We start from the raw sequence: 17792 nt of genomic DNA on the forward strand, positions 1-17792 counted from the left end.
CGCTCACCGGTGGACCATGACCGGACGACGGCCTCCAGCGCCGGCGGGCCGCCGCTCAGTTGGCGCTGATCGGGACGGCCAGCTCGGCCAGGGGGACCGGCACTGCGCGTACCCGGCCCAGCAGCGCCGCCTCGCGGTTGAGCAGGCGCAGCTCGGCGCGGAGCCGGGTCGCGGTGTCGTCGGCCGCGAGCAGGCGCTGGCGGTCTTCCACGGTCAGCGCGGCCGTGGCGGCGACCAGATGGGAGAGCACGGTGGGGTCCTCCGGGAGCTGCTCGCTCACCTCGGCCAGGTCGAGCGTGTCGTCGCTGGCCCCGTCGGCCCGCATCAGCCGCAGATACCGCCGGAACACCGACAGCACCCGTGGCGCCAGCAGGTCGGCGAGGTCTTCCTGGCCGTCTGGCTCGGGGAGCCACTCGACCTCACCGGTGAGGTACGGCTGGGAGTCGGTGTCGACGTCGTTGAGGCGGAAGCGGCGGCGGCCGACGGTGACGATGTCGTAGCGCCCGTCGGGCAGCTCGGTGACCTGGCGCAGCTCGGCGGTGCACCCCACCTCGTGGAGGCTCACGTCGGCGGCGGGCGCGCTGGCACCGGGGGCGGTCGAGAGGGGCGCCTCCCAGCCGCGCCGGATCGCCACCACACCGAACTCGCGGGGCGTGTCGTCGGGCAGCGCGACGAGGTGGCGCACCAGCTCGCGGTAGCGCTCCTCGAAAATGTGCAGGGGGAGCACGAGCCCGGGGAAGAGCACCGTTCCCAACGGAAAGACCGGTAGCCGCGGACTCATCCAAGAAGCCTAACGGAGGAGTCTCAGTGCCTGGACCGGCCGGACGGGCGTGGATGGGTCGGGAGAGATGCCGCATAAACTCGGTACGTGCTTAACCGGATCGACCTGCGCGGCAGTGCCACCGACCCACGTGGCCTGCTGCCCCGTGCCCAGCTCGACGTCTCCGCAGCGGTCGACACGATCCGTCCGCTCGTGGAGGCGGTGCGGGAGCATGGGTTCGCCGCGATCCGGGAGGCGACCGAGCGCTTCGACGGGGTGCGGCTGGAGGGGCTGCGAGTGCCGGCCGAGGCGATCGCGGCCGCGGAGGGGGCGCTCGACCCCGACGTGCGGGCGGCGCTGACCGAGGCGATCAGCCGGGCCCGCAAGGTCCACTCCGACCAGCGGCGCACCGACGTGACCACGCGGGTGGTGGCGGGCGGCACGGTCACCGAGCGGTGGGTGCCGGTCTCCCGCGTGGGGCTCTACGTGCCGGGCGGCCTGGCCATGTACCCGTCGACCGTGGTCATGAACGTCGTGCCCGCCCAGGTCGCCGGCGTCGAAGGGCTGGTGATCACGAGCCCGCCCCAGGTGGAAAACGGCGGCCTGCCCGACGCCCGCGTGCTCGCCGCGTGCGCGCTGCTCGGCGTCGACGAGGTGTACGCGGTGGGCGGCGCCCAGGCGATCGCGATGCTGGCGTACGGGTCCGACGACCCGGCCGGCGAGCGGGTCGCGCCGGTCGACATGATCACCGGGCCGGGCAACGTCTGGGTCACCGCTGCCAAGCGGCTGCTGCGCGGGGTCGTGGGCATCGACGCCGAGGCGGGGCCCACCGAGATCGCGATCCTCGCCGACGACACGGCCGACCCGGTGCACGTCGCGGCCGACCTGATCAGCCAGGCCGAGCACGACCCGCTCGCGGCGAGCGTGTTGGTCACGCCCTCGGCGGCGCTGGTCGAGGCGGTCGAGGTCGAGCTGGCCCGCCAGGTGGCCGCCACCAAGCACACCGGGCGGATCACCGAGGCGCTGACCGGCCCGCAGTCGGGCGCCGTGCTGGTCGACGACCTGGAGCAGGGCCTGCGGGTCGTCGACGCGTACGCGGCGGAGCATCTTGAGATCCAGACCGTCGACGCGCGGGTCTGGGCGCTGCGCGTCCGCAACGCCGGCGCGGTCTTCGTGGGCGCGTGGTCGCCGGTCTCGCTCGGTGACTACCTCGCCGGCTCCAACCACGTGCTCCCCACCGGCGGCTGCGCGCGCCACTCCTCGGGGCTGTCGGTGCAGTCGTTCCTGCGCGGCATCCACGTGATCGAGTACGACGAGGCGGCCCTCCGCGACGTGGCCGGCCACGTGGTCACGCTCGCCACGGTCGAGGACCTGCCGGCGCACGGCCAGGCAGTGGAGGCGCGGTTTTCCGCGAGCGCGAGGAGTGAAGGAGCGCGGCGACTGAGCCCCGCAGTCGCGAGCGAAAGGCAGGCCCAGTGAGCGCGAGGAGTGAAGGAGCGCAGCGACTGAGCCCCGCAGTCGCGAGTGAAGGGCGGGCCCAGTGAGCGCGAGGAGTGAAGGAGCGCGGCGACTGAGCCCTGCGGTCGCGAGCGAAAGGCAGGCCCAGTGAGTCTCCCGATCCGTGACGATCTGCGAGGGCTGACACCGTACGGCGCGCCCCAGCTCGACGTGCCGGTGCTCCTCAACACCAACGAAAATTCGTACCCGGTGCCCGACGCGGTCGTCGAGGCGATCGCCAAGGCGCTCCAGGCCGAGCTGCGCGACCTCAACCGCTACCCCGACCGCGACGCGGTGGCGCTCCGCGCCGACCTGGCCGGCTACCTCGGGCACGGGCTCACCGCCGAGCAGGTGTGGGCGGCCAACGGCTCCAACGAGGTGCAGCAGCAGCTGCTCCAGGCCTTCGCCGGGCCGGGGCGCACCGCGCTGGGCTTCACGCCGGCCTACTCGATGCATCCGCTCCTGGCCAAGGGCACCGGCACCGCGTGGGTCGACGGCTACCGGGCCGAAGACTTCGGGCTGAGCGCCGCACACGCGGTCGAGCAGGTCGAGCGGCACCGCCCCGACATCGTCTTCCTCTGCTCGCCCAACAACCCCACCGGCACCGCGCTCGACCCGGCCGTGGTGGCCGCCGTGCTCGACGCGGCGCCGGGCATGGTGGTGGTCGACGAGGCATACGCGGAGTTCGCCCGGCCGGGCACGCCGAGCGCGCTGAGCGTGCTGCCGGGGCACGAGCGGCTGGTGGTGAGCCGCACGATGAGCAAGGCGTTCGGGTTCGCCGGCGGCCGGCTGGGCTACCTCGCGGCCGACCCGGGGGTGGTCGACGCGGTGCAGCTCGTCCGCCTGCCGTACCACCTCTCCTCGCTCACCCAGGCCGCGGCCCGCGCGGCGCTCGCCCACCGCGGGGCGCTGCTGGCCACCGTCGAGGCGATCAAAGAGCAGCGCGACCGCATCGTGCGCGCACTGCGCGACCGCGGCTTCCGGGTCGCCGACAGTGACGCCAATTTCGTCTTGTACGAAACCGGTGGCGACCAGAAAAAGGTATGGCGGGACCTGCTCGACCGTGGTGTGCTCGTGCGCGACGTCGGGCTGGCCGGCTGGCTGCGCGTGACCGCCGGCACCCCCGCTGAGACCGACGCGTTCCTTTCGGCTATGGAGGTCCTCCCTTGAGTCGCACCGCCCGGATCGAACGGGTCACCAAGGAGACCAAGGTGCTGGTCGAGCTCGACCTCGACGGCACCGGCAAGGGCGAGATCAGCACCGGGGTCGGCTTCTACGACCACATGCTCAACCAGATCGCCCGGCACGGCGGCTTCGACCTGACCGTCCACACGGTCGGCGACCTGGAGATCGACGCGCATCACACGATGGAGGACACCGCGCTGGCGCTGGGGGCGGCCTTCGCCGACGCGCTGGGCGACAAGGCGGGCATCCGGCGCTACGGCTCGGCGGTCGTGCCGATGGACGAGGTGCTGGTGCAGGCCGCGGTCGACCTCTCCGGCCGGCCGTACGTGGTGCACGACGAGCCCGCCCTCGCGCCCTACATCGGCCCGGTCTACCCGACGAGCATGACCCGCCACGTGTGGGAGTCGTTCGGGCAGGCGGCGAAGATCACGTTGCACGTGACGGTGCTGCGGGCGGCCCGCCCCGGTGGTCACCCCGACGCGCACCACGTGGTGGAGGGGCAGTTCAAGGCGGTGGCGCGCGCCCTGCGCGAGGCGACCTCGATCGACCCCCGCGCGGCGGGCGCGGTGCCGAGCACGAAGGGCACGCTGTGAGCGAGCTTCGCCGGCCCGGCGTTCTCGGCGGCGGCCGCCTGTGGCGGCTGGCCCCTTCTGGCGGCGGCGAGTTTCGGCGGCCCGCCCTTTCCGGCGGTGGCCCGCTGGCGAGCGAATTTCGGCGGCCCGGCGTTCTCAGCGGTGGCCGGCTTCGGCGGCTGGCCCCTTCCGGTGGCGGCGAGGTTCGGTGGCCTGCCGTTGCTGGCGGTCGCCCGCGGTTGACCCTGACGGTCGGGCGCGAAAGGCGGGCGGCGTGAATTCTGTACTGCCAGTCGCCCTTTTCGCCCTCGCCGGCGTGCTGGCCGGCGGCGCCTGGTCGCTGCACAAGCAGGGCGCCGGGCGTGGCGCGATCGGGCTGGTCGCGGTCCTCGCCGCCCTCGCGGCCGGCGGCGGCGTGCTGTGGCTGATCCCCGGGGAGGGCTGATGCCATCCGACGAGATCGCGCCGCCGCGCTCCACGGTTCCGCGGTCGGCCGCGCGCGTGGTGATCCTCGACTACGGCTCGGGCAACCTCCGCTCGGCCGAGCGTGCCCTCGCGCGGGCCGGCGGCGACGTGACCGTCACCTCCGACCTGGCGGTGGCGGCCGCGGCCGACGGCCTGGTGGTGCCCGGTGTCGGCGCGTTCGCGGCGTGCATGGCCGGCGTCGAGCGGCTCGGTGCCGCCCCGCTCATCGCCGAGCGGGTCGCCGCCGGGCGGCCGGTGCTCGGCATCTGCGTGGGCGCGCAGATCCTCTTCGAGTACGGCGACGAGCACGGCACCATCACCAAGGGCGTCGGCCTCATCCCCGGCGGTGTGACCCGGCTGCCCGCCGCCCGCGTGCCGCACATGGGCTGGAACACCGTCGACCCGCCCGCCGACTCGGTGCTCTTCGCCGGGATGGCGCCGGGCACGCGCTTCTACTTCGTCCACTCGTACGCGGCGTTCGGCACCGGCCCCGGCGTGGCCACCTGCACGCACGACGTGCCGTTCGTCGCGGCGGTGGAGCGGGGGCCGCTGTCGGCGACCCAGTTCCACCCCGAGAAGTCCGGTGACGCGGGGGCGGCCCTGCTGCGCAACTGGGTCGCGACCCTGCCCGGCGCATCCTCGCCCGACGCCAGCCTCGGCGCCGCGTCGGGCGGTGCGGCTCCCGGCGGCGCGGCTCCCGGCGGTGCGGCTCCCGGCGGCGCGGCTCCCGGCGGTGCGGCTCCCGGCGGTGCGGCTTCGCGCGGGTCCGGCGGCGTGGGTCCGGGCGGGGCCGCCGGTGTCTAAGGAGCGGGCCAGACGGCGGGCGGAGCGGGAGGCTGTCGCCGCGCGCGAGAAGGCCGCCGCCGCCCGGCGTCGCCAGCGGCGGGAGGCGTTGCGCCGCCTCAAGCCGACCCTTCCGCGTCGCCGCCGCACCGGCACGCTGCTGGCCCGCCGCAGCCGGATCGAGCGGGCCGGCATCGCCGCGGTCACGACCGTGGCGGTCGCCGCGGCCTGGTTCCTCGTCGATCCGCTCGGGTTGCGCCTGGTGCTGATCGTCCTGCTCGTGCTCGTCCTCCCGGCCGTCGTGGTGATCGCGCTCGGCCGCCGCACCTAGGGCGTGTCTGGTGGATCTTCACGGGGCTGCGATGGGCCCGGACGACGACCGGCGGCGCCGGTCGCAAGGCCGCACACAACGGCAGTCCGATGGTCGCGGCTCGCGTCGTGCGCCATCACCGAGCCGGACAGCTCGCCCACGCCGGTGTGCGGCGTTCCGCCCGGCACCACCGGACCGCCGCCTGGACCTCGCCTCGCAAACCACAAGATCCACCAGATACGCCCTGGTTCGTCCTTCTCGCTTGGAGTCTCCGTGAGCCTTGTCCTCCTTCCCGCCGTCGACGTCGCCGGCGGCCAGGCCGTCCGCCTCGTACAGGGCGCCGCCGGCAGCGAGACCGTCTACGGTGACCCGCTCGACGCCGCCCTCGCCTGGCAGCGCGACGGCGCGTCGTGGGTACACCTGGTCGACCTCGACGCCGCCTTCGGCCGGGGCTCCAACGCCGACCAGCTCGCCGAGGTCGTGGGCCGGCTCGACGTGGCGGTCGAGCTCTCCGGCGGCATCCGCGACGACGAGTCGCTGCGCCGCGCGCTCGACACCGGCGCGGCCCGCGTCAACATCGGCACGGCCGCGCTCGAAGACCCGCGGTGGTGCGACCGGGTCGTCAGCGAGTACGGCGACCGCGTCGCCATCGGCCTCGACGTGCGCGGCCACACGCTCTCCGCCCGGGGGTGGACCAAGGACGGTGGCGACCTCTTCGAGGTGCTGGAGCGGCTGGAGAAGGCGGGCTGCCAGCGCTACGTGGTCACCGACGTGCACCGCGACGGCACGCTCACCGGCCCCAACCTCACGCTGCTCCGCGAGGTCTGCGCCCGCACCGACAAGCCGGTCATCGCCAGCGGTGGTGTCTCCACTCTGGACGACCTGCGGGCGCTCTCCACTCTGGAGCCGGAGGGCGTGGAGGGTGTGATCGTGGGCAAGGCGCTGTACGCGGGGGCGTTCACCGTACCCGAGGCATTGGCGGCCCTGTCGTGACCGTGGCCGTGCGCGTGATCCCCTGCCTCGACGTCGACGCGGGCCGGGTGGTCAAGGGCGTCAACTTCGTCGACCTGCGCGACGCTGGCGACCCGGTCGAGCTGGCCGCCGCCTACGACGCGGCCGGTGCCGACGAGCTCACCTTCCTCGACGTGACCGCCTCCTCGGACGACCGGGGCACGATGCTCGACGTCGTACGCCGCACGGCCGAGTCGGTCTTCATCCCGCTCACCGTCGGCGGGGGCGTGCGCTCGGTGGACAACGTGGACACACTGCTGCGCGCCGGCGCCGACAAGGTGGGCGTCAACACGGCCGCGATCGCCCGCCCGGAGCTGATCGCGGAGATCGCCGACCGGTTCGGCAACCAGGTGCTGGTGCTCTCGCTCGACGTACGGGCGGCGGGCGGCACGCCCAGCGGCTACGAGGTCACGACGCACGGCGGCCGCCGCGGCACCGGCCTCGACGCGGTCGAGTGGGCCCGCCGCGGTGCCGAGCTGGGCGCCGGCGAGATCCTGCTCAACTCGATGGACGCCGACGGTACCAAGGCCGGCTTCGACCTCCCGCTCATCCGCGCGGTCCGGGAGGTGGTCGACATCCCGGTGATCGCGAGCGGCGGCGCGGGCTCCCGCGACCACTTCCCGCCCGCGATCGGGGCGGGCGCCGACGCGGTGCTCGCGGCGAGCGTCTTCCACTTCGGCGAGCTGACGATCGGCGAGGTCAAGCAGACACTGCGCGCCGCCGGCAGCCCGGTCCGCTGAGGGCCGCGCACACGGGGACCGCGAGGCGATGAGCGGCCCCCGGCCGGAGCCCACAGGGGAGCGCGGCGCGGAGGGGCGGCGGGCGCCGGGAAGGGCGCCCGCGGCTCAGGGAGCGAAAGCGGAGCGGACCGCGGCCGCGTAGTCCGTCTCGGCCAGCGTCCAGGCGGAGTGGCCGGGCGGGCGGCTGCGGGTCAGGATGGCGTGCATGGTGTCGACGGTGCTGGAGAGGCCGGAGCGCGGCCTGGTGCGCCACAGCGTCTCGCCCGCCGGGGTGAGGCGGAAGAAGCCCTCCTGCACCGTGACCAGATCGGCGCCGTGCAGCCGCCGGACGGCGTTTTCCACCTCCTCGCGTGCCGGGATGGCGTCCTGGAGGCGCTCAGCGGTGGCGAGCAGCCCGGCGAGGGGCACGCCCTCGGGACGGCGGGTATTTGGTGACCTCAGGTGTCGGCCGGCACCGCCGCCGATGACCACCGAGACGAAGATCCAAGCGTCGCTCCTATCCCAACCCGCCTCCGCCATGGCGACATGATGCCTTGGTCGGCCCGCTTCCCTCTAGTCCATGTGATTTGCTGATCAGTATGCTGCTTCCTCGATCCGCGGCCGCCACCGTCCATGATGGACACTTCGAGCTCGTCGAGGGAGCCGGCGTGACCGGCCCGCCGGCGATCACCGCCCTGGTGCGTGAGCTGCTGCCGTTCCCGCTCGCCGAGGGCGGAAGCATCACCTTTCAGATCAAACCCGACCCGACCCTGGGCGCGGAGGGGTATCACCTCGCCATCACCCCGGACGGGGTAACCGCCACCGCCGCCACCGAAGACGGGCTGCGCTGGGCGGTGCAGTCGCTGCTCCAGCTCGTGCCGGACGAGGCGCCGAGGCGGCTGCCCTGCGTCGAGGTCACCGACCGCCCCGCGTACCCCTGGCGCGGCTCCCTCCTCGACGTGGCCCGCTGGTGCCACCCCATGCCGTTCCTCTACCGGTACGTCGACCTGCTCGCCCGGCACAAGCTCAACACCCTCCACCTGCACCTCACCGACGACCAGGGGTGGCGCTTCGAGGTGCGCGAGTACCCGAGGCTCACCGAGGTGGGCGGCTTCCGCCGCGAGTCGCCGGCCGGCCACGCGCGGGAGGAGCGCGCGGACGGCGTACCCCATGGGGGTTTCTACACGCAGCGCGAGCTGAGCGACCTCGTCGCGTACGCCGCCCGCCGCGGCGTCCGGATCATGCCGGAGATCGACCTGCCCGGCCACACGCAGGCGGCCATCGCCGCGTACCCCGCGCTGGGCAACAATCCGTCGCGGCAGTTGGAGGTGCGCACCAGCTGGGGCATCTCGACCCACATCCTCAACCTCTCCGACGCCACCCTCTCGTTCGTGCTCGACGTGCTCGACGAGGTGGTGGAGGTCTTCCCGTTCGAGTACGTGCACATCGGCGGCGACGAGGTCCCCACCGCCGAGTGGCGAGCCAGCCCCGAGGCGCTCGCCCGCGTGGCCGACCTGGGGCTGGCCGAGGTGGGCGACGTGCAGGGGTGGTGGACCGGGCGGCTCGCCGAGCACCTGGCCGCGCGGGGGCGCAAGGTGGCCGTCTGGGACGAGCTCGTCGACCGCCAGGCGCCGCCCGGCGCGACGGTCTTCGCGTGGCAGGCGGAGCATCGGGTACGCGCCGCGCTCGACGCCGGCCATCCGGTGGTCGCCGCACCGCAGAGCCACACGTACCTCGACTGGGCCGAGACGGTCGACGACCCGAGCGAGCCGCTGGCGATCAACGGGCCGCTCCCGCTGGAGAAGGTGTACGGCTACCGCCCCGACGACGGTGTGATCGGCGTGCAGGGGCAGGTGTGGAGCGAGTACCTGCCGACGACCGACCTGGTCGAGTGGCGGGCCTTCCCGAGGCTGGCGGCGCTGGCCGAGCTGGGGTGGAGCGGGCCGGGCGGCGACTTCGGCGAGTTCCGGCAGCGGCTAGCGGGTCACCTCGGCCGACTGGACCGGCTGGGGGTCCGCTACCGCCCGTTGTCCTGAGCGCGGCACGGGTAGCCCGTCCGCCGCCGCCGGCTCGGCTCGCGCCGGCGGCGGGGCTCCGCGTGTCGGGCTTGCTGGTGGGGCCGGCTCGGGCCGCGACGGCTCGCGCGGCGGCACGGTGAAGAGCGGGATGAACACGTGGGCGAGCGGGCCGATCGCGACCGCGTACAGCACCGTGCCCACGCCCACCGTGCCGCCGAGCAGCCAGCCCACCGCCAGCACCGTCACCTCGATCACCGTGCGGACCAGCCGGACGGAGCGGCCGGGGCGGCGGGCCACGTAACCGGTCATCAGGCCGTCGCGCGGGCCGGGGCCGAGGCGGGCGCCGATGTAGAGGCCGGTGGCGACGCCGTTGAGCACGACGCCGGAGACCAGGAACGCGATCCGCAGCGCCATCGGCTCGGCCGTGGGAAGCAGCGCGAGCGTGGCATCGGCGGCGAGGCCGACCACGACCACATTGGCCACCGTGCCGAGGCCGGGGCGCTGGCGGAGCGGGATCCACAGCAGGAGTACGGCCGCGCCCACGAGGATCACGATCCAGCCGAAGCGCACGCCGGTGACGTCGGACAGCCCTTGGTGGAACACGTCCCACGGGTCGAGGCCGAGCCGCGACTCGATCATCAGGGCCATGCTGGCGCCGTAGAGCACGAGCCCGCCGGAGAGCTGAGTCAGCCGGCGAGTGGCCCGCTCGATCACCAACATGGTGTCCACTCTCGGGCTCGATTGGTACTCTCACCAAGGGCCAATCATGGGAGGGTGGCATGACCAGCACCGTCAGGGGGAGCCAGCTCGCGCGCCTGCTCGGCCACTGGCACGCGTTGCCGGGTCGCCGCCGCAATCCCGACTACGCCGCCCTCGCCGGCGCGATCCGGGGGCTGCTCGCCGACGGGCGGCTGCCGCTGGGAGTGCGCCTCGCCGCCGAGCGCGAGCTGGCCGAGGCGCTCAAGGTGAGCCGCACGACGGTGACGGCGGCCTACCGGGAGCTGCGCGAGTCGGGCCACCTCACCAGCCGGCGCGGCGCGGGCAGCTGGACCACGCTCCCCGGCGGCCACAAGGTGGCCAGCTCCGGGCTGTGGACCCCGCAGGACGACCTCGACATGATCGACCTGGGCTGTGCCGCGCTCGCCGCCCCGCCCGACCTGATGCCCGCCGCCGCGGCCGCCGCGCAGCGGCTGCACCGCTACCTCTCCGGCGCCGGTTACCACCCCACGGGCATCATCGAGCTGCGCGAGGCGGTGGCGCAGGGCTACACCGACCGGGGGCTCACCACCAGCCCCGACCAGATCATGGTCACCAGCGGCACGCAGCACGCCCTCGACCTGGTGCTCCGGCTGATGGCCCCGCCCGGCGCGCCCGTTCTCCTGGAGTCACCCACCTATCCCAACGCGCTGGCCGCGCTCTCCGCACGGCGCGCGCGGATCGCCACGCACGGCCTCGACAACGACGAGGGCTGGGACGCCGACCTGCTGCTCGACGGGCTGCGGCAGACGCGGCCGAGGCTGGCCTACCTGATCCCCGAGTTCCAGAATCCCACCGGTCACCTGATGCCGGCCGCGCTCCGCGAGCGGGTCGTGGCCGCGGCGCACGCCGCCGGCACCGACCTGGTCGTCGACGAGTCCTTTGTGGACCTCCCGCTCGACGGCACCGAGGTCCCACCGCCGCTGGCCTGCTTCGACCGCCACTCGCGCGTGGTCTCGATCGGCGGCATGAGCAAGCCATACTGGGGCGGCCTGCGGATCGGCTGGGTGCGCGCCTCGGCCCCGCTGGTGCAGCGCCTCGCCGCGCTCCGGGTCGGCGTCGACATGGCCAGCCCGGTGCTCGACCAGCTCGTGGCGGTGCAGTTGCTCGACCGTGCCGGCACGATCGTGCCGGCGCGCCGCCGCCAGCTCGCCGAGCAGCGCGACGCGCTCGTGGCGGCGGTGCGGCGGGAGTTGCCGGAGTGGCGCGTGCGCGTCCCGCGCGGCGGCCTGACCCTCTGGGCCGAGCTGGACGGGCCGGTGTCGAGCGCCCTCTCCCGTGCCGCCGAGGAGATGGGCGTGCGGCTCGCGCCGGGCCCGAGGTTTGGCGTCGACGGGACGCTGGAGCGCTTCGTGCGGCTGCCGTTCACGCTGCCGGCGTCCGATCTCGAAGACGCGGTGAAGCGACTCGCGGCCGTCCGCTACGACCTCGAGCGCCCGCGCCGCCCGCGGTGGCGCGAGCCCGCCATCCTCACCTGACCGCCCCACACGCCACAGCCCGCGAGTCGCCCACCCCGCCGGCGCCCCGCCGGCCACCGCGCACATCCAGGAGTGGCCATTGTGGACAGACCGCGATCCCTCGAAGCCCGGCTCGACAGCCTCTCCCACAGGTGACTCGACCACTGCTGAGCGCGATCACCTCGACTGAAGAGTCTCCAGCGAGGGCTTGCTCTGCTCCCCTCGAAGAAGCATCCGGACGTGAGGGGAGCAGAGCAAAAGCCACACCGCGCCACCTCGGGCGCCCGCACCCAGCCCGAAGGTTCGGCCAGCGCCCCGAGGTGGCGTCAGATCTCGGCCAGTGTGCCCTCGTACATCTTGTCGATCTCGCCGGAGAAGTTGGTCTCCACGACCCGGCGCTTGATCTTCATGGACGGGGTCATCTCGCCGTCTTCGATGGTCAGATCGCGGTGCAGGATCGTGAACTTCTTGACCGTCTCCCACCGGTTGAGCTTCGTGTTCAGCTCGTCGACGTAGCCCCTGACCATCGCCTCCGCCTCGGGCGACGCGGAGATCTCCGCGTACGACTTGCCGGCCAGCGGCGTGCCCGCCGCCCACCCCACGATCGCGTCGGGGTCGAGCGTGACCAGCATCGTGCAGTAGTTGCGGCCCTGGGAGATCACGACCACCTGCGACGTGTACGGACACAGCGACTTGAACAGGCCCTCGATGTGCGACGGCGCGATGTACTTGCCGCCGGACGTCTTGACCAGGTCCTTCTTGCGGTCGGTGATGCGCAGGAAGCCGTCCGCGTCGAGTTCGCCGATGTCGCCGGTGCGGAAGAAGCCGTCTTCGGTGAACGCGGCGGCCGTCTCCTCGGGCAGGTTGTGGTAGCCGCGCATGACCGGCTTGCCGCGCAGCAGCACCTCACCGTCTTCCGCGATCTTCGCTTCGAGGTCGCCGAGGGCCGGGCCGCATGTGCCGATCTTGACTCGGTCGCGCCGGTTGACGAAGTTGCCCGCGCTGGTCTCGGTGAGCCCGTACCCCTCGCCGATCGGCAGGCCCGCCGCCGCGAAGAACTCCGCGATCGGCACCGACAGCGGCGCGGCGCCGGAGACCAGCTTCTGGATGCGGCCGCCCAGCCGGGCCTGGAGCTTGCTGAAGACGAGGCGGTTGGCGAGGCCGTACCTGATCGCGAGCCCGCGCGGCACCGGCTGGCCGGCCTGCTCCAGCGCCACCTTCCGCTTGCCGGTGGCCACGGCCCACGCGAAGATCTTCGCCTTGGCGCCGCCCGCGTCCTGGGCCGACGAGACCGCGCGGTTGTACACCTTCTCGAAGATCCGCGGCGCGCCGCACATCAGCGTCGGCTTGACCACCGCGAGGTTGTCGACCAGCTTGTCGAGGCGACCGTCGACGTACGTGGGCATGCCGACGTGGATGATGCCCGAGATCAGCGTCTTGCCGAACGAGTGGGAGAGGGGCAGCCACAGGTACTGAAGGTCGTGCGGCTCCATCAGCCCGGGGCCGGCCTGCGCCACCGCCTCCCAGCACCAGCCGCCGTGGAGCAGCTCGACGCCCTTCGGCCGGCCGGTGGTGCCCGACGTGTAGATCAGCGTCGCCAGGTGGTCGTGGGTGAGCCCTTCGACGATCTTCTCGATCAGGTCGGGCTCGGCGGCCAGCCGCTCCGCGCCCGCGGCCTCCAGCTCGGCGAGCGTGGTCTGCGGGGGCGACGCCTCCGGGTCGGCGGCGCCATCGATGAGCACGACGTGCTTGACCGAGGGGAGCACGGCGCCGCCGAGCTTGGCCGCCTGGCCGGGGTTTTCCGCGATCACGACGGTCGAGCCTGAGTCGCCGATGATGTACGCGACGTCCTCCGGCTCGGTCGTCGGATAGACCGTGGTGGTCGCGCCGCCCGCGCACATGATGCCGAGGTCGGCGAGGATCCACTCGATCCGCGTGTTGCAGATGATGGCGACCCGGTCTTCGGTGCCGACACCGAGCCCGACCAGCCCGGCGGCGATCGCCTTCGAGCGCCGGCCGATCTCGGACCACTTGAGCCACACCGGCCCGGAGTCGTCGGGCGCGGGGTGGGCAAGCGCGTCGCGATCGGGGGTGCTCGCGATGCGTTTCAGGAACATGTCCGGTATGGACCGGTAAGGAATCTCAAGAGACATAGCGGGGGCCGCCTCACAGGTCTACGACGTGACCGCCGTCACGTTAAGGTAGTGTTACTGAAGGGTATTGACGCGACGGCCTCTCGCCAAGTCCCGGCGCCTTCACATCGCATCGTGTCCCGCCTGCCCGCGAGCGCCGGAGGCCGCGAGCAGACCCCGCGACACACGGCGAAAAGGCCGCGCCCCGCCGATGGCGGCGAGGCGCGGCACGTTCACCAGGGCTCAGTCGTCGTGACCGCCCCGGCCCTTGCCGCCACGGTCGTCGTCCCGGTCGTCGTCGCCCCGGCCGCTGCCGCCGCGGTCGTCGTCGTGGTCCTGGTCGTACTTGACGATGTCGCCGGTCTCCCGGTCGACGTAGACCTCGTGCTCCACGCCGCCCTTGACGATCTCGACCTTCCAGGCCGGGCGGCCGTGCTCCCACTCGCGCTCGGTCTCGACCACGGTGCCGCCACCGCTCCGGCCCAGCGCGATCTCGATCGCCTGGTCCAGGCTGACCGCGTCGGCCGGCCCCGTCGAGGTCGGGTCGCCCGACGGGGTCGAGTTGTCGTCCGAGGGGGTCGAGTTGTCGTCCGACGGCGTGCTGCCGTCGGAGGGGGTCGTGACGTCGTCGGACGGGGTCGACGAGACCGCGACGCCGAAGCTCTCGGTCGGCCCACCGCCCGTGAGCGCCGCCCCCGCGGCCGCCCCGGTCGCCACGATCCCCGCGGCCGCCGCGCCGACGACCAGTACCAGCAATGACTTGCGTGCCATGACGCACCTCCTTGACATGGAGGTTCGCGCGGCGCTGGCTAGGGGCGCGCTGTGGCAACGCTAAGGGCGCGCTAAGAGCCGTGCGGCGGGCGGGGGAGCAGTTCGAGCGTGACCACCGCACCGCCGGACGGGCCCGTGGACAGGTGCAGCGCGCGGCCGGCACGGCGGGCGATGTCCAGGCCGAGCCCGGTCGAGCCGGCGCCGCTCTCGCCCCGCTCGCCCGCGCCCGCCGGCAGCCCTGGCCCCTCGTCGGCCACGGTCAGCACGCCGTCCGGCGTGAGCGTCACCGCGAACGGCGTCCCGTCCGGCGTGTGGGCGAACACGTTGCCCAGCAGCGCGTCCATCGCCGCCGCCAGGTCTTCGGCCGCCACCGGCACCGGGAGGGCCCGCGGCACCAGGTCGAGGTGTACCTCGCGGCCGGTGTCCTCGGCCAGCACCGACCAGAACGCCACGCGGTCGCGGACCACCGCCGCGGCATCGCACCCGCCCGGCGCGGGAGTGGCGCGGCGGGCGGCGTGGATGAGGCCGGTCACCGCGCGTTCGACCGCGTCGACGCTGGCCGTCACGCGGGCCGCCTCGGCGGGGTCGGCGAGGGCCTCGGCTTCGAGGCGGAGCGCGGTCAGCGGGGTACGCAGCCGGTGCGAGAGGTCGGCCACCTGCTCGCGTTCCTCGCGCAGCAGGTCCTGGATGCGGCCGGCCAGGTGGTTGAGCGCGCCGGCCACGTCGCGGAGCTCGGCCGGACCGGAGGGGGTGGCCCGGGCGGAGAGTTCGGCGCCGGCGAGGCGATGGGACACTGTGGACAGTTCGGTGATGGAGGCGACCAGCGTGCGGGCGAGCCGGTCCGCCACGAAGAGGCCGACCAGCACCAGCGCCACGCCCAGCGCGGCCAGCAGCAGCCAGGCGCGGGTCACGCCGCGGGACAGCTCCTCCGCCGGCACGAACGTCCGCAGCACCACCGTGCCGTCCGGGCGTCCCTGCACGCCCACCACGATCTCCCGGCCGCCATCGGCCTCCGCGGTCAGGCTCGTGCCGCGCGCCGCCAGCTCCACCGCGGGGGTACGGGTCGCGGGCGCGCCCACCACCGAGCCGTCCGGCAGGTACACCGTGACCGGACGGCCGGCGCCCGACGCGAGCGAGGCCAGGTTGGCGGTGTCGGTGGTGGCGGCCAGCGGCACCAGGCCCTGCACCTCGGCGGTGGCGGCGACGACCGCGCGGTCCTGCGCCACGGCGCGGATCAGCACCGCGAGCGGTACGAGGAACGCGACCAGCACCAGCAGCGCCGTCGCGGTGACGAGCAGCGCCAGCCGCCGTCTCACGGAGCGTCCGGAGCCGGGGACGCCGAATCCGCCGGCGACGCCGAATCCGCCGGCGACGCCGAATCCGCCGGCGACATGGAATCCGCCGGGGCGGCCGAGGGAGCGGAGAGGCGTACCCCCACGCCGCGAACCGTGTGCAGGTAGCGCGGCGCCTGCGCGGTCTCACCGAGCTTGCGGCGCAGCCAGGACAGGTGCACGTCGACGGTCTTGTCGGCGCCGCCGTAGGGCACCTGCCACACCTCGGTCAGCAGCTCGCGCTTGGTCACCACCTGCCCCGGGCGGGCGGCCAGGTGGTGCAGCAGGTCGAACTCCCGCGGCGTCAGGTCGAGCGCCACCCCGGCCAGCGTCGCCTCCCGGGAGCGCGGATCGACCCGCAGCTCGCCGACCACCACCGCCGACTCGCCGGGATCGCCGGCGCCGCGCCGCAGCACCGCGCGTACGCGGGCGTCGAGCTGGGCCGCCGTGAACGGCTTCACCACGTAGTCGTCGGCGCCCGCGTCGAGGCCGCGCACGATCTCCGCCTCGTCGTCGCGCGCGGTCGCGATGATCACGGGTACGGAGCTGACGCCGCGGAGCATGCGCAGCAGCTCAAGCCCGTCGAGGTCGGGCAGGCCGAGGTCGAGCACCACGAGGTCGGGGCGCTCCTGGAGGGCGGTCTGGAGCCCATCCATGGCGGTGTGCGCGGCGGCCACCGCGTGCCCCCGCTCGCGCAGCGCCCGGATCAGCGGGGTGCGGATCGCGAGGTCGTCTTCGATGAGCAGCAGGCGGGCCACACCACGCAACCTATCCCGCGCCCGCACGCCACGGGACCTGCGTTAACCCTCCCTTAGCGCGGCCCGGCGCCCGCCTTAACCCGCGGCACGGCATAGTCGGTGGCATGGGTAGCCGTACCGCGTTCGCGATGGTGGGCTGGCTCGCCGCGGCGGCCGCCGCGACGGTCGTCGGCCTCGGTGCGGTGCGCGTGATCGGCGCGGGCATCACCGGCACGGCGGCGGCCACGCTCACGCAGGAGGAGGTCGCCGAGGCGCTGGCCTCGCCGGTGCCGACGAGCGCTCCGGGGCCGGCCGCGAGCCCGAGCCCCCGGCCCGAGCCGAGCGCGACGATCCCGGCGGGCACGCTCCTCACGCCGACCGGCGGCCAGGTCAAGGCGTACTGCGCGGACGGCCTGGTCACGCTGGAGTGGTGGGCGCCGGCGTCGGGCTACCGGGTCACCGACTACGACCGCGGGCCGACCGACGAGGCCGAGATCACGTTCGAGCGGGGCGGCAAGGGGCACGGCAACGGCGAGGTGGAGGTGCACATCGCCTGCGCCGGCGACACGCCGCAGATCGTCCGCGTGGACGACGACTGAGCGGCGGCTCAGAAGCCGAGCTTGGCGGTACGCAGGAACTGGGCCAGCTCCGGCGCCGCGTCCACCTGCACGCGCGCCGCACGCTGCCGCCCGCTGAGGAAGAGCAGCAGCTCGCCGGGGGCGCCGACCAGCCGCGCCGGGTCGCCGCCCGCGCCGGCCGCCGTCTCGCCGTACCCGGGGGCCTGGACGCGCACGGTGGCGCGCACGCGGCGCAGCGCGAGCCTGCCCGCTCCCCTGGCCCGCCGCCACAGGACCTCCTGCTGCTCCCGGGGAAGCTCGCGCGGCCGGCATCCCGGCTGGCACCGGCGGACGTCCTCGTGGTGGATGAAGTACTCCATCGTGTTGAGCGGCCCGTCCGTGAACCGGTTGCTCACCGGGCTCCACCAGGGCGCCGAGCGGACCATGTCGACCAGCTCCGGGTACGGGCGGGCGGCCAGCGACCGGCGTACCCGCTCGGCGTAGGGGCGCAGCGGGCCGATGAGGATGCCGCCCGCGGCGTCCGGGCGGCGCTCCCGCAGGACAAGGTGGGCGGCGAGGTCGCGCGCCGTCCAGCCCTCGCACAGGGTGGGCGCGTCGGGGCCGACCGCGAGCAGGAGGTCGGCGAGGAGTCGCCGTTCACTTTGGGCATAGCGGGCCATGCGGCACACGCTAGCGCTGTGATGGCGGACACAGCGCATAAGCGGTCGCCA

Annotated in this window: 18 protein-coding genes and 1 pseudogene; 11 read left to right on the plus strand and 8 right to left on the minus strand. The window is 74.0% G+C overall.

The window, feature by feature from the left end; all coding sequences use genetic code 11:
- Nucleotides 1-55: 55 nt before the first annotated feature.
- The gene (locus tag ACFFIA_RS14415; RefSeq protein ID WP_377250974.1) at nucleotides 56-781 is read right to left on the minus strand and encodes an LON peptidase substrate-binding domain-containing protein; all 726 of its coding nucleotides are present in this window, start codon (nucleotides 779-781) and stop codon (nucleotides 56-58) included.
- A gap of 87 nt (nucleotides 782-868) precedes the next feature.
- Between ACFFIA_RS14415 and hisD the strand changes: the two genes are divergently transcribed.
- From hisD to hisF, 8 genes and pseudogenes are all read left to right on the plus strand, one after another.
- A complete protein-coding gene (hisD, locus tag ACFFIA_RS14420) occupies nucleotides 869-2239 on the plus strand; it encodes a histidinol dehydrogenase (protein WP_377250977.1) in 1371 nt (456 codons plus the stop codon).
- A gap of 126 nt (nucleotides 2240-2365) precedes the next feature.
- Nucleotides 2366-3427, plus strand: a complete 1062-nt coding sequence (locus ACFFIA_RS14425) for a histidinol-phosphate transaminase (protein ID WP_377250980.1) — start codon at nucleotides 2366-2368, stop codon at nucleotides 3425-3427.
- Complete coding sequence (hisB, locus tag ACFFIA_RS14430) at nucleotides 3424-4035, plus strand: imidazoleglycerol-phosphate dehydratase HisB (RefSeq protein WP_377250983.1); 612 nt, start codon at nucleotides 3424-3426, stop codon at nucleotides 4033-4035. The genes ACFFIA_RS14425 and hisB overlap by 4 nt, the downstream gene beginning before the upstream one ends.
- Nucleotides 4036-4288: 253 nt before the next feature.
- A complete protein-coding gene (locus ACFFIA_RS14435) occupies nucleotides 4289-4459 on the plus strand; it encodes a CG2302 family histidine operon protein (RefSeq protein WP_377250986.1) in 171 nt (56 codons plus the stop codon).
- Nucleotides 4459-5109: pseudogene (gene hisH / locus ACFFIA_RS14440) on the plus strand (imidazole glycerol phosphate synthase subunit HisH); the annotation flags it as partial. The gene ACFFIA_RS14435 and the pseudogene hisH, both read left to right, overlap by 1 nt.
- A 166-nt stretch (nucleotides 5110-5275) precedes the next feature.
- Nucleotides 5276-5593, plus strand: a complete 318-nt coding sequence (locus ACFFIA_RS14445) for a hypothetical protein (protein WP_377250989.1) — start codon at nucleotides 5276-5278, stop codon at nucleotides 5591-5593.
- A gap of 252 nt (nucleotides 5594-5845) precedes the next feature.
- A complete protein-coding gene (gene priA / locus ACFFIA_RS14450) occupies nucleotides 5846-6565 on the plus strand; it encodes a bifunctional 1-(5-phosphoribosyl)-5-((5-phosphoribosylamino)methylideneamino)imidazole-4-carboxamide isomerase/phosphoribosylanthranilate isomerase PriA (protein ID WP_377250992.1) in 720 nt (239 codons plus the stop codon).
- The gene (gene hisF / locus ACFFIA_RS14455; protein WP_377250995.1) at nucleotides 6562-7323 is read left to right on the plus strand and encodes an imidazole glycerol phosphate synthase subunit HisF; all 762 of its coding nucleotides are present in this window, start codon (nucleotides 6562-6564) and stop codon (nucleotides 7321-7323) included. The genes priA and hisF overlap by 4 nt, the downstream gene beginning before the upstream one ends.
- Nucleotides 7324-7428: 105 nt before the next feature.
- Here hisF and ACFFIA_RS14460 read toward each other — a convergent pair whose 3' ends face one another.
- Entirely contained in the window at nucleotides 7429-7842 is a 414-nt protein-coding gene (locus ACFFIA_RS14460) for a hypothetical protein (RefSeq protein ID WP_377250998.1), read from the minus strand.
- A 59-nt stretch (nucleotides 7843-7901) separates the two neighbouring features.
- Here ACFFIA_RS14460 and ACFFIA_RS14465 point away from each other — a divergent pair, with 59 nt between their 5' ends.
- Nucleotides 7902-9338 (plus strand): beta-N-acetylhexosaminidase, encoded by a 1437-nt coding sequence (locus ACFFIA_RS14465; RefSeq protein ID WP_377251001.1) that lies wholly within the window; start codon nucleotides 7902-7904, stop codon nucleotides 9336-9338.
- On the opposite strand, the gene yczE is transcribed toward ACFFIA_RS14465, so the two are convergent.
- A complete protein-coding gene (gene yczE / locus ACFFIA_RS14470; RefSeq protein WP_377251004.1) occupies nucleotides 9279-10040 on the minus strand; it encodes a membrane protein YczE in 762 nt (253 codons plus the stop codon). The two genes, ACFFIA_RS14465 and yczE, sit on opposite strands and share 60 nt — an antisense overlap.
- Nucleotides 10041-10099: 59 nt before the next feature.
- Here yczE and yczR point away from each other — a divergent pair, with 59 nt between their 5' ends.
- The gene (gene yczR, locus ACFFIA_RS14475) at nucleotides 10100-11554 is read left to right on the plus strand and encodes a MocR-like transcription factor YczR (RefSeq protein WP_377251007.1); all 1455 of its coding nucleotides are present in this window, start codon (nucleotides 10100-10102) and stop codon (nucleotides 11552-11554) included.
- 305 nt (nucleotides 11555-11859) lie between these two features.
- Here yczR and ACFFIA_RS14480 read toward each other — a convergent pair whose 3' ends face one another.
- From ACFFIA_RS14480 to ACFFIA_RS14495, 4 genes are all read right to left on the minus strand, one after another.
- Nucleotides 11860-13686, minus strand: a complete 1827-nt coding sequence (locus ACFFIA_RS14480) for an AMP-dependent synthetase/ligase (protein WP_377251010.1) — start codon at nucleotides 13684-13686, stop codon at nucleotides 11860-11862.
- Nucleotides 13687-13908: 222 nt separating this feature from the next.
- On the minus strand, nucleotides 13909-14436 hold the full coding sequence (locus ACFFIA_RS14485) for a PepSY domain-containing protein (RefSeq protein ID WP_377251013.1): 528 nt from the start codon (nucleotides 14434-14436) through the stop codon (nucleotides 13909-13911).
- Nucleotides 14437-14507: 71 nt separating this feature from the next.
- Nucleotides 14508-15752 (minus strand): HAMP domain-containing sensor histidine kinase, encoded by a 1245-nt coding sequence (locus tag ACFFIA_RS14490; protein WP_377251016.1) that lies wholly within the window; start codon nucleotides 15750-15752, stop codon nucleotides 14508-14510.
- Nucleotides 15749-16525 (minus strand): response regulator transcription factor, encoded by a 777-nt coding sequence (locus tag ACFFIA_RS14495; protein ID WP_377251019.1) that lies wholly within the window; start codon nucleotides 16523-16525, stop codon nucleotides 15749-15751. The genes ACFFIA_RS14490 and ACFFIA_RS14495 overlap by 4 nt, the downstream gene beginning before the upstream one ends.
- Nucleotides 16526-16629: 104 nt before the next feature.
- Here ACFFIA_RS14495 and ACFFIA_RS14500 point away from each other — a divergent pair, with 104 nt between their 5' ends.
- Nucleotides 16630-17103, plus strand: coding sequence for a septum formation initiator (locus ACFFIA_RS14500; RefSeq protein WP_377251022.1), 474 nt, complete (start codon nucleotides 16630-16632; stop codon nucleotides 17101-17103).
- An 8-nt stretch (nucleotides 17104-17111) separates the two neighbouring features.
- Here the strand turns inward: ACFFIA_RS14500 and ACFFIA_RS14505 are convergent, their stop codons facing one another.
- On the minus strand, nucleotides 17112-17741 hold the full coding sequence (locus tag ACFFIA_RS14505) for a TIGR03085 family metal-binding protein (RefSeq protein ID WP_377251025.1): 630 nt from the start codon (nucleotides 17739-17741) through the stop codon (nucleotides 17112-17114).
- Nucleotides 17742-17792: the final 51 nt, after the last annotated feature.

Origin of the sequence: Phytohabitans kaempferiae (genome assembly GCF_042433955.1) — a bacterium.
Taxonomy (GTDB): domain Bacteria; phylum Actinomycetota; class Actinomycetes; order Mycobacteriales; family Micromonosporaceae; genus Phytohabitans; species Phytohabitans kaempferiae.

Coding starts and splice junctions, on each gene's coding strand:
- ACFFIA_RS14415 (WP_377250974.1), bottom strand. CDS start 781: ATGAGTCCGCGGCTACCGGTCTTTCCGTTGGGAACGGTGCTCTTCCCC.
- ACFFIA_RS14460 (WP_377250998.1), bottom strand. CDS start 7,842: ATGGCGGAGGCGGGTTGGGATAGGAGCGACGCTTGGATCTTCGTCTCG.
- ACFFIA_RS14465 (WP_377251001.1), top strand. CDS start 7,902: ATGCTGCTTCCTCGATCCGCGGCCGCCACCGTCCATGATGGACACTTC.
- yczE (WP_377251004.1), bottom strand. CDS start 10,040: ATGTTGGTGATCGAGCGGGCCACTCGCCGGCTGACTCAGCTCTCCGGC.
- yczR (WP_377251007.1), top strand. CDS start 10,100: ATGACCAGCACCGTCAGGGGGAGCCAGCTCGCGCGCCTGCTCGGCCAC.
- ACFFIA_RS14480 (WP_377251010.1), bottom strand. CDS start 13,686: ATGTCTCTTGAGATTCCTTACCGGTCCATACCGGACATGTTCCTGAAA.
- ACFFIA_RS14485 (WP_377251013.1), bottom strand. CDS start 14,436: ATGGCACGCAAGTCATTGCTGGTACTGGTCGTCGGCGCGGCGGCCGCG.
- ACFFIA_RS14500 (WP_377251022.1), top strand. CDS start 16,630: ATGGGTAGCCGTACCGCGTTCGCGATGGTGGGCTGGCTCGCCGCGGCG.
- ACFFIA_RS14505 (WP_377251025.1), bottom strand. CDS start 17,741: ATGGCCCGCTATGCCCAAAGTGAACGGCGACTCCTCGCCGACCTCCTG.